A 13,158-nucleotide genomic window follows, 5' to 3' on the forward strand; every position below is an offset into this window, starting at 1 on the left:
TTTAAAGGCTTTCTCATGGGGAAATCATCGAATAGAAGTACCGAGTACTTCTTTACTGGAAAATACTACGACGATAATGATGGTAATAGTATTACTGCTATTGGTGTTGGTGGTGAAGTTTATGCTTATGGCGGAAATGATGATGTTACTGTTGGTTCATTTAAAGTCGATGTATACCATACAGATGGTGACCTTGCGGTAAAGGGAGCTTCAGGTTACACCGGCATTAGTAAAACAGGAAATGGTAGTCTGTCATTTGCGGGTGCAGCCGGTGCAGCTTTTATTAATCACACGGGTGATACGGGAAATTTAAATTATTCGGGTGCCGCCGGCTACAACAAACTGGTTCGTAAAGGTTTGTCTGGTGATACAAATTTTAAAGGGGTCGGTGGATACAATAAGTTATGGCATGAAACTAACAGGGGAAATTTAGATTTTGCCGGTGCAGGGGCATACAATGACATTGACCATACCTGGTTTAACCGTTATCAAGATTCACAGGGAAATGTGACTTTTAATGGCGCAGGCGCTGCAAACAGCATCAATTCACGAGTAGAGAGCGGTAACGTTACATTTCATGGGGCAGGTGCTGATAATCACATCGTACGCAAAGGTAAAGAAGGTAACATTATCTTACGTGGTGCGGGGGCATCGAATCGCATTGAGCGTGTACGCCAAAATGAAGATCGGTATGAACAGACCGGCGGTGATATTACTTTTGAAGGTGCGGGCGGTTATAACAAACTCTATTCTGATGTCGCACATGGCAATATTAATTTCTCCGGTGCGGGTGCTTACAATGAAATCACCAGAATAGACGCGAATAGCAATTTCGATGATGAGACACTGGAATTTGCTAAAGCTAAAGAAATCGTATTGATGACAGCAACGATGGGAGGAAACGGGAGCCAGGAGTTTCAGCACGTTACAGGTATTAAATCAACCGTCGAACCGGATACCTATCTTTTTGCGTTTGCTGACAAAATGTACACTAAAATCAGCAAAGTCCAGCTTCAAAATAATCCCACCACGGGTAGACTCGGTTATCATGCCACTTCTTGGTATAAAGCAGGTAATCACCTTAAAGATCTTGCTGTGAAAGAAATTTCGTCAGGCAATGGATTTGTCGCGGTAAACGCTAATGGCGCTTACCGTCTCTCCAGTTTGGTTTTTGAGCATCAGCAACCCATCGAGATTCATGCTATCGAGGAAAGCCTGCTGATAGATCAGTGGGTAACCTATGCGGATGGCATGGTGATTAAAGCAGAGGATATCTTGCTAGGTGATGCCAAAATGGGGGGATATGCGATCTTCTCTGATGGTCGCAAAGTCGATGTTTCCCCAGTCAAATCGAACCGGCAGCCCAATACTTATGTATATGCCAAGGTCATGGGGCGATATACCAAAATCGTTGAAGTTCAGTTGAAAAACGATCCTGATACAAGGCAATTGAAATACAACGCACTAGCATGGTACAAAGCAGGCGATCATACGCGTAATTTGGCTAATAAAGAGCTTTCCTATGCTAACGGATATACCTCTATTGGTCCCGGTTACACGTTAAGCCAGCTTCAATATGGTGTTAATACGGTGCGCCGTACCTCCCATCGATTAGTACATAGTGAAGAATATCGTCAGCAAGACTTTGTAAAGTCATCCACAAGCAGTGGTTACGTTAATTTTAGCGGTGTGGGTGGTGGAAACGTTATTAAATCTAATGTCACGCGAGGAAATGTTAATTTTAAGGGTGCAGGGGCGGCGAACGTCATTTTACACGGCTCAGAATTCGGTGATACGAGTTTTGATGGAGCTGGTGCAGCTAACGTCATTGTAAAACGTGGTGAAAAGGGCGATCTGACATTTCATGGTGCGGGTTTAGCCAATGTTCTGGTTCACCAAAGCCAGAGCGGGAAAATGGATGTTTATGCTGGTGGCGCGGTAAATGTTCTTGTGCGTGTTGGGGATGGACAATACCTGGCTCATCTTTTGGCTTATGGCAATATTTCGATCCACAAAGGCGGTGGTAACAGCCGGGTGCTGATGTTGGGCGGGTACAACACTCATACCCAAATCGGTAATGGCAATGGGAACTGGTCCGGTGTGGGCGGTTTTAATGTCATCACCCAGGCGGGAACAGGGGATATCTCCTCCGTACTTTTGGGGGGCGCTAACGTGCTCACTAAGCTCGGTGCGGGAGATCTGGTTTCCGGTATGTTCGGTGGCACCAATATTATCACTCATCTCAGTGATGAGATCGAAACTGCTGACACCACCGTCATTGCGCTGGGTGGAGCCAACATCTTTACCAAGAAAGGGAAAGGCAATGCCTTGGCGGTAATGGGTGGTGGCGCCAATGTTCTCACGCATATCGGTGACGGTAATACCACGGGCGTTATGCTCGGGGGCGCTAATGTTTTGACCAAAGTTGGAAAGGGTGACACGACCGGCATCATGTTTGGCATTGGTAACGTATTGACCCATGTTGGTGAAGGTTTGACACTGGGTGTGATGGTCGCGGCAGGAAATATCTTCACCACAGTCGGGGAGGGTACATCGATTGCGGCCATGATTGGTGCAGGCAACCTGTTTACTCAGGTCGGCAAAGGGGATGCATGGGCGTTAATGGGCGGTGCAGTGAACGTCTTTACCAAAGTGGGTAACGGTAACGCGCTGGCATTGATGGTAGCTGCGGGCAATGTGTTTACTCATATTGGCGACGGTACCAGCGTTGCTCTGATGCTGGCAAAAGGCAATATCGCCACCAAAGTGGGTAACGGCATGGCTCTGTCAGCAATGATTGGTCAGGCCAATATCTTTACCCATGTGGGGGATGGCGATACTTTTGCCGCCATGATTGGTGGCGCCAATGTGCTGACCAAAGTCGGTAATAACCTGACCGCCGCCTTAATGATAGGGAAAACCAATATCTATTCGCATATGGGTGATGGCACCAGTATCGGTTTGGTTGCCGGTGAACTGAACGTGATGACCAAAGTCGGTGAGGGTACAACGCTGGCGGCAATGTTTGGTAAAGCCAATATTATGACCCATGTCGGGAGTGGTTTAACCGGCGTGTTAGCACTAGGTGAGGCCAATATCGTTACCAAAGTGGGTGATGATTTTATGGGGGTTGTTGCCGCGGCGAAAGCGAATGTTGTTACGCATGTTGGCGGCGCGACAACCGCTGGTATCCTGTTTGGCAAAGGCAATATTCTGACCAAAGTGGGAGACGGTACCACGATCGGCCTGCTTATTTCCGATGTGGGTAACGTGATGACTCATGTTGGAAAAGGGACGACGGTGGGTTTTGCCAAAGGTAAAGCCAATCTTATTACCAAAATTGGAGATGGCACCGGGGTGAACGCGGCTTGGGGGGAAGTCAATATTCTGACGCAGGTTGGTGATGGCGACCGTTACAACTTCGCCAAAGGTAAAGCCAATCTCATTACCAAAGTGGGGAATGGACAAGAAGTCACGGTGGTTCAGGGTGATGCCAATATCATTACTCATGTGGGTAACGGAGATGACTACACGGGTGCTTGGGGCGAAGCTAACGTTATCACCAAGGTAGGAGATGGACGCAATGTGGTGCTTGCTAAAGGCAAGGCTAATATTGTTACTCAGGTAGGTAAGGGCGACAGTTTTAACGTCTTATGGAGCGAAGGCAATGTCGTCACCAAAGTGGGTGACGGTATGCAGGTGACGGTGGCAAAAGGGAAAGCTAACTTAACCACGACAATAGGCAATGGCTTAAATGTAACTGCTGCTCATGGTGACACTAATATTAACACCCATGTGGGTGATGGTATTTCGGTTAACGTGGCGTGGGGGAAATATAACGTCAATACTAAAGTTGGCAATGGCCTCAATATTGCGGTAATGAAAGGCCAGGGCAACGCTAATATTCAGGTTGGCCATGGTTTAAATGTTAATGCCTCTTATGCACATAACAACGTGGCAATTAAGATTGGTGATGGTGATTTTTACAGCTTGGCGGTTGCATCGAGTAATACAGAAAGCAACAAACTTGCTTCTTTCTTCGACAATATTAAACAAACTGTACTCGGTGTGGGAGGTAGTCAGGCGATTAACTATCTGGTGCATGGGGATGAGGCTAACACGTCAGGCACTCACAAGGGCAGAGGTGCAATTAACTTAACCGAAGTTTCTACCATTGATGGTTTTAAGATGGATGAAATTGATCAAGTTGGTTCGGACTTAAGTGGTCGTCTGAGTTGTTCTGTAACAGCGGTAGAAGTGCCTGATATTGACTCAATAGAAAGTTCTTTAGCTGGTTCGCTGAATCGAAAAACGCGATCGGGATCGGATCGGAACCAAAACCTGATCGTCAATGGTGACTTTGAACAAGGTAATCAAGGTTGGCAGTCAACTCATGGTGTTGAGGCATATAATCCGGCGAATGCTTACGGCCTTAATAATGCGGGTCATGGAAAACGAGTCAGTGAACTTGATGTAAATGTTAACACCACGCTTTCGCAGGAGCTGCAAAATCTGTCTGAAGGCGAAGTGGTTTCACTGAGCTTTGACTTTGCTAAACGTTCAGGTCTTGCTTCAAGCGAAGGTATGGACGTGCTATGGAATGGTAAAAGTATCTTCTCAACCTCTGGCAACGAAGTTGAATGGCAAAACAAGACACTGCAATTAACCGCACAAGAAGGTACTAACCGAATTGAATTTAAAGGTATGGGCTGGAATGATGGGCTAGGCTATATCTTAGATAATGTCGTTATAAAATCTGAAATGTCATTGATTCTGAATGGTGACTTTGAACGAGGTGATCAAAGCTGGCAGTCAACCAATGGCGTTGAAGCCTATAATGCGGCAAGTGCTTACGGCCTTGATAACACAGGTCATGGCTCACGGGTCAGTGAACTTGATGTGGATACCAGTACGACTATTTACCAGGATCTGAAAAACCGGTTTGAAGGTGAAGTCATTTCATTAAGCTTTGATTTTGCAAAACGTGCAAATAGCATTACGTTTAATGAAGGCATGGAAGTTATTTGGAATGGTGAAAGTAAATTTACCATTACAAATGGTGATGCTGCGTGGCAGCATAAGACACTGGAATTAATCGCGAAAGCGGGTATTAACCGAATCGAATTTAAAGGTATCGGTGATGATAATGGTATTGGCTATATTCTGGACAATATTGTTGCGAAATCTGAAAGTCCATTGCAAGTCAATATGGTTACCGAACAGGCGAAGCAGGATAAAACTGCTCAAAGTGCGTTAAGTGATAAAGAAAGAGCCGAAAAAGATCGTCAGCATTTAGAACAAGAAAAAAATAATCAACTGGCGGCCATTGCAAAATCACAATCTCAATTGGAATCAACAGATCGGGAAGCGCTTAACCGGAATGGGCAAGTGCAGAGTGATGCAATAAAAGAAGAAGCTCAGGCAGTGACTGAAGAGCTGACTTTAATAGCTGACAGGTTTAAACAACTTAAAGATGAGACTGATAATAGCCGTGAGTTAGATAGCCATTATCTCGACTATACGGGAGGAATCTCTGAGGAGATCCAGAAACGGCTGGATGACATCAAACCGACATTAGAAAAACGGCTGGCAGATATACATCGGGATACTATTGATACACAGCAAAAAGTAAAAGATACCGTGGTGCTATCAGAAGCTGGTGCCGAAAAAGGTAAACAAAATCGTGATAAGGCAATTCTTGATGGTGTAGGTGCGCAATTCAAAGCAGATCGGAGAAAAGAAGACGCACTTTCACAGCAGCAGCAGGCAGAAAAGGCGAAGGATAACGCCAATATTGCGTATCAGAATGCAGAAAGCCGTGGTAAGCGTGATACCGCAGCGGCGGAGAGTCAAGCCGCTCAGACTCAAGCTGATGCTAAAGGGGCGAAATTGAGTGATTCCAAACCTGCTCGCATTGGTGCAAGTGGCAGCGGTTTGTCAGGAGAAAAAGCCTATGAGTCAACAGGAGCGGGGGAAACCGGCAGCCATATTGATCCTGAATCGATGCCAGAAGCGAGAAACAGATATTATCAAGGGCTGACTGAAGAAGAATTGCAAGCGTTAGAGAATGCTAAACAGGCTGTTAGCCGGTTGCAGATCAACGCGGGAGTTCGTGCGAAAAATACCGGTGTTTCGCTTACCCCGCGGTCTGTTGAAACACAATCTGACAACATTGTGATACCTCCTTTACATGAGACGCGTGAACTCATCAGAAAAGCGCCGATAATGTCTGGTATCAATCTGGAAGGATTGGGGGAAAGCAAAAAGAAGGCGATCGAGTCTTCCGTACTCAGTCGTGCACAGAAAGTCGCTCACATCTACCGTTGGCTTGATAATGGTAACCATAGTGCGTCGGACGGATATATTCCTGTTCCCGGATTTAAGCGTGTTAATGCAGATATTTCTGATAAAACCAGGCAACGTATAGTAACTTTTGTTGAAAAGCATCTCAGGAATCCCAATGCCAAAAACAATGTACCTGAGAATGAAATTGCATCTTTAGCGAAACTGTTTGTTGACGCGACTCTGGATTATGACTGGAATAAACGAGTTGAATTTATTGCCAAAATAGACAGCTATGGCTATAGCTTTGAACCTGCTCGTGATGACAAAAGTATTGTTTCATTCTGGTCCGGGAAGAGTTTTAGAAAGCATCGAGATGTTCTTGAGGCAGCACAACCGGATGGTAAGAAAATTGTTTACGATCTTGATGTGCAGGGAAATGCTTTTGCGATTCAACTCAATCAGCAACTCATGTGTTGGGGAATCATGTACCTTGCCGATCTGGAAAATAGTGAGCATAAAGCGCTAAGAGCGGCAATTGATGCTGCTACGTATAGCAACACTGGTTTCTGGAGTTCCGTCTATGCCGCAGGATCGCGTGGTGATGTTTATTTGATCTCTGAGGGGGGCTTACGTCTTGGTAACTATTTCTGGAATGTTGAATTACCTGTATTGCGTAAACTACAACGTGAAGGATTAGTGGGTGAAATTCGATTGTTGGATAAACCGGCAAGTGAATATAAAGGGTTGCCGACAGAATCTATTGGCCGCAAATTAACCGAGGCGGGGATTACTGTGCAGGCACGGTTTGATGCTTTGACTATTGAAGAGCAAGAAAAACGGCAGGCAGTTAACCCCGGTGGTTATAAAGCCGATACCGTTGTTGATCTTGATATTAAGCTCAGCGCTGTCGACACGATGCTGAATCAAGCATTGCCGTTTTATGGATTACGTACAGAACGTAACTTATTAGTACAAAAGAGTGATGAAGGATTTGAGGTGCGTTCATGGCCTGGTAGTGGCAATGAGATTAAGAGAATTATTGTAAAAAATACGACCAGTAATAATCTGCTGAAAGCAGTTGAACGTTTTATTCTTGCTAATTATGACAATTATGCACAGTTACCTGATGAGTTATATTTCATGGCAGATCGGATTATATCACATCATCAAGGACATACCCGAATTCTTACTGAGAAAGTGAATGGCATCTGGAGGCCCGTGCCAAAATTGATGTCGGTGAGTGAGTTCCAGGAAGCTGCATCTGTTTTGGGTAAAATGCGTGGGGACAGTTACCAAAAAGTCATTGATGCATTAGAGAGTTATCAGAATACCCGACAAGGAAGGAAAGACGATGGATTGGATATGATTGAAAAATTATCCAATTTGCGCCAACAGGTTGAAGGCTATCTCTTAGGTCATCCTGATTCAGATCGTGTACCGGCAATGAAGGCCTTGTTGTCTCAAATTAACACACGCTTTGAAGAATCGATGATATTTACTGAATCTACAGTGAGGATCTCAGAACCAAGGGATTTCAGTAGCTTGTACGATAAGCTTGTCAATGCCAATCTTAAGGATTCAAAACACCTTTATATTGATGAAAATGGTGATTTTGTCACTCGAGGCAAGGCAAATATTCATATTAATCAGAAAGCGGAAAGTGCTGATAAAGCGGTTGAGCAAGTCAAAGCGGCGGTTATTAAAGAATATGGTCAGGATGTTTCTGATGCCGTTTTCTCGAATCTGAAAGCCAGTGATTTATCGAACGATGGTAAAGGTATTGATATTTCTGGTTTAAGAAAGATCCATCAGGCGATTGAGCATGTGTCGATACCTTCTGGCTCTCAGAGCGAAAATCATGATGTGGCAAAAAAAAACTTATTCCAAGAAGTGGGTTATACCATTTTTGACATTAAAGCAGGTGGAAAACAACTGGCTGATTACTCATTCCACTTTAGTCAGAATGAGGATTTGTTGGGCGAGCTTAAGAAGCTTGTGCCAGAAATTGGTCATGTTCGCCTGACCAATGGTAATGACGTTCAGTCTAAAGAGTTTCTGGAAGGAATATGCTTTGCTCTGTCTTCCCGCTATATGATGGAAGAACGTGTGAATGGCGTGGGAGGCGGAAAAGCTTATATGGCGTGGTTGAAGGATGTGGTTAAAGCCTACAACGACAACGCCGTGAATAAGAAAACCGACATCAACTCGGTTGAATCTTCTTTGCTTAATCAATATCGCCGTCAGAAAGCTGGCCCCGCTATCGAAAAGTTGTTGTCAATACAACATTTTCAACAACTTGATGCTGGCAGTTTGATCGAGAAGGCGAAGGGAAATATTGACTATAGTGCAAGGTTAAAAGCAAATGGGTTAACAGGAGCGAGGATCGGTGATCCATTGAATCATGATTCTGGTGGCTATGAATCTGTTATGGAGCGATTGTGCAATGTGAAGCAATCGACTTATATGACATTTATGTCTGAAGATCATGCCATGTCGGTAGTTGTGCATAAGAGCGAAGCTCGGACAATCTGGTCATTCTTCGATCCTAACTTTGGCGCTAACTCGTTTGATCACTATGATGATTTTCGCCGTTTTATGGATTCTTTCCATAAGAGCATTGTCACAGGTTACCGATCTCTTATAGGTTATCAATATGCTCCTGCCAGCCCTGAGGACAGTTCAAAACCAAGCTTCAATATTAACTATAATATATTTGAAGGTAGTGATGTTACGGGTTATGACAGTACTTGGAAACAGGCGCGTGAGGGTGAACAAAGTTATGTATTGCGTGCACTGAAAGAGCAGGAAAAAATGTTTTCGCTGGATTCAGGTGTCAAAGGGCGGATCGTGGATTACCGTGAAGATGTTATCACTCTGGAAGTCACGGATAAGAAAGGCCGGAAGGTTTCTGTTGAAGTAGAAAGCAACAACTTTAAACAAGCAGCCAGTTTCGTACAGTTGAATATCGGTCAGATATTTGCTGATCCGACCGTCAGTAAATTGACATTGAAAGGTTCGGCGAATGGTGATGCTACGGTATCTGTGCTGGGAAAATTATCGTCAGACACTGTTCTAAAAAACAAAGATGTTGAATCTTGGGATCGCATTGCCGTTACACAACAAACCGATGGTAGCGAAACGCGCTTTGATGGTCAGATCATTATCCAGATGGAAGATGATCCTGTGGCAGCCAAAGCGGCGGCAGACTTGGCGGGTAAACACCCAGATTCCAGTGTGGTTGTTCAGCTTGATTCTGATGGTCAACACCGTGTCGTCTATGGTGATGCCTCTAAATTTAGACCATCAGACAAATTACGTTGGCAAATTGTGGGGCATGGACGTGATGAATCAACACAGAATCATACCCGTATAAGTGGTTACAGTGCGGATGAACTAGCAAGAAACTTGAAACAGTTCAGTCAGAACTTTAGTCAGGCAGGTAAGCCAGATCACATCAGTATTGTGGGCTGTTCACTGATTAGTGATGATAAACGGGATGGTTTTGCCCGTCACTTTATCACTGCTTTAAAGGCGCAAGATATCCACACGAGTGTTTCGGCTCGCCGTAGTGATGTTGCTGTTGATGTCACCGGACGTAAATTTACCCGGGATGAAAATAATCAATGGGTCAATAACCTGGCTGATAACAAAATCGTATTGAGCTGGGATGAGAAAGGCGAACTTGAAACCCATTCAGAGCGGGTTCGTTGTGGTATTGCTGAAGGGGATATCAACCTCTCCCGTGTTGGTATCGCGGATGTAGATACACTGGCTAAAGGCGCTATTGCGGATAATGCCGATATTTTCACTGCGCCAGAGAAGCGTAAAAACAAGACTGAAATTGACTCAGGTAACGTATCAAATAACCAGCTCAGTTACTCCGGCAATATCCAGGTGCATGTGGGGAATGGTGAAACGACCTTACTCAACTGGGGGACGTCGAACTTGGGTATCAAGGCGGGCAATGGCGGTTTTAAATCATTAGCCTTCGGTGACAACAATGTGATGGTTCACATTGGTCATGGCGACAGTAAACATAGCGTGAATATCGGCGGCTATCAGGCGCTTGAAGGGGCACAAATGTTTATCGGTAACCGTAACGTTAGCTTCAACGTGGGCCGCAGTAATGATCTGATGATCATGATGGATAAATCAATTCCGACGCCACCACTGGTTAATCCATTTGATGGTGCCGCACGTATTTCCGGCGTACTGCAAAACATTGCCGATTCTGGTGAGAAACAAGATTGGTTAGCGGTACAAGATCAGCAATGGACATTGTCTGGTGCGAAGAAATTTGTTCAGGATATGTCTGGCTTAGACCAGACCAGCAGTGTGGATTACAACACCTTGGTTGATCTGGATTCTCAGCATGAACGCAGCAGCCGTGGCCAGAGAAATGATACTGAAGCCGCGTTGAATAAGAAATTTAACCAGTGGTTAAGTAGTAATAGCAATAACGCTGATATGGGCAAAATGAGCCGTGCAGATAAATTCCGTCAAGCCAATGAGAAACTGGCCTTTAACTTTGCGGTCGGTGGTCAGGGGGCGGATATTCAGGTGACAACCGGTAACTGGAACTTGATGTTCGGTGACAATATCCACTCTATTCTGGATACTAACCTAGGTTCCTTACTTGGTTTGATGACTCAGCAATATTCGGCAACGGGTATGGCGAAGACCACCTTCACCTATAACCCGCAGGATTTGCCGCGTCAGCTTAAAAACAAGCTGCTTGGTCGATTGGCGGAAGTGGGGGCTGATACCACCTTAGCGGATATCTTTGGTGTGGATTACACCGCGGATGGCCGGATTGTTTCCCGCACAGGCGAGCCTGTGGATGGCGTGGCTATTCTGAAAGAGATGATTGAAGTCATTGGGCAATTCAGTGGTGAACAACTGCAAGCCTTCACTGATCCAAGTAAACTGCTTGATGGCTTGAAATCTCATCTCAACATGGGTAAGGATGGCATCAGATCATTTGCGGAAAGCCATGGCCTGAAAGAGAAAGAGCCTGATGGAAATGAAACAGGCAAAGTTTCAGTAGTCGATACTGAAAAAGCACAAATCAGTGCTCCAGTTACTGACAGCACTAAACTGGAGCGTGCGTTTGGCTTTAATTCACTGAATCTACCTAACCTGTTTGCGACGATATTCAGTAAAGACAAGCAAGAAGAGATGGCATCGTTGGTGACCAATCTCAAAGAGAATCTGACGGCTGATTTGCTCAATATGCAAGAGAAAACATTCGATTTCCTGCGTAATAGTGGTCATTTGCAAGGGGATGGCGACATCCACATATCGTTGGGTAACTACAACTTAAACTGGGGCGGCGACGGAAAAGATCTCGGTGCTTATCTGGGCGATAACAACAACTTCTGGGGAGGTCGTGGTGATGACGTTTACTACGCGACAGGGGTATCCAATATTTTCACCGGAGGTGAAGGTCAGGATCTGGGGGTCCTGATGGGGCGTGAAAATACGATGTTTGGCGGCCAAGGGGATGATACCGCAGTTGTTGCCGGGCGTATTAACCATGTCTTTATGGGTGAGGGTGATGATCAAGCATTTGTCTTTGGTGAAGGCGGTTTGATTGATGCTGGAGAAGGCCGGGATTATGTCGTGGCCTCAGGGAACTACAACCAGGTGGATGCCGGAGAAGATCAGGATTATGTCGTGACTATCGGTAATAACAACCGGGTTGAACTTGGTAAAGGGAATGATTTTGCCAGGGTCTTTGGTAATGACAACCGGATCGACGGTAATTCAGGCAATGATAGCATTAAGCTAATGGGCTACCATGCGGTTATCAATGGTGGTGATGGTGATGATCGTCTGATAGCGGAAACCATTTCGAAGTTTAGCCAGTTTGATGGCGGTGATGGTCAGGATCTGCTGGTGCTAGGCGGTTATCAGAACAAATTTACAGGCGGCGCAGGTGTAGACAGCTTTGTGGTCAGCGGCAAGGTGATTGATAACCTGGTAAATGATATCAGTGCGGAAGATATGATCGTCTTTAATGATATTAACTGGCAAAACCTATGGTTCCAGCGCAGTGGATACGATTTAGTATTGTCAGTGAACCGTCATACTCAGGATAAAACCGCTCAGGGTGTCTTTGAATCGTTAGGTTCAGTTACCTTTAGTAATTACTTTAATGGCAATCGTGCCAAATTGGTGGCTCAGATGAGTGATAAGAACGCATCTGGAGAGCGTGAATTTACTGCGCTTTCAGATAACGCGGTTGATTCATTGATCCAGGCAATGAGTAGTTTTGCACCTACTGCGGGCGATAATGGTTTTATTGAGAATTTAGTCGGTAAAGCGAAAGTTGCTATTACGACGGCGTGGACAGATACCATTATAGCGAAAGGAAAATTTGCTTAGTTAACTCTCTATACTAAAAGTAGAATGAATAATGAAAATGGCTCACAGAATAGGTGAGCCATTCTTTTACGTATGAATAACGAGTGGTTATTATAGATTTCTCGTTAACTAATTGTTATTTATCTGATGAATTTTCCGCTAAAAAAGTAGGATGTTATTATCTAATTTACTTATATGATTTTACTCGTTATAATTTTTTAATGTTTTTACTCTGGTGGAATAAAATAATTGATTATAATTAATAATAAATTATATCTTAGTTTAGCAATGACTTTATTATCTTCTCTGTATTTTTAGTGTTCTTGTAGAAAAAATATTTACATTAAATATCTTTGAATTTTTTATTTCTTTAATTTTTCTGGAATGAAACAGGCTAATGGATGAAATAATTTTGAATTAGGTATTTTATATAAGGGATATAATTGATTTTTATTATTGGGGCTTTTTCTGTTAAAAGATTAAAAAACTTTAACTGTTTCGTAGGGA

General features: G+C 44.2%; 1 protein-coding gene. It reads left to right on the plus strand.

What is annotated here, in order from left to right; translation table 11 throughout:
• The first annotated feature begins 15 nt into the window (after positions 1-15).
• Complete coding sequence (gene rtxA / locus ACGF7G_RS16610) at positions 16-12,672, plus strand: MARTX multifunctional-autoprocessing repeats-in-toxin holotoxin RtxA (protein WP_387466914.1); 12,657 nt, start codon at positions 16-18, stop codon at positions 12,670-12,672.
• Positions 12,673-13,158: the final 486 nt, after the last annotated feature.

This window comes from Photorhabdus sp. RM323S, assembly GCF_042879375.1.
In the GTDB taxonomy this organism is placed as follows: domain Bacteria; phylum Pseudomonadota; class Gammaproteobacteria; order Enterobacterales; family Enterobacteriaceae; genus Photorhabdus; species Photorhabdus tasmaniensis.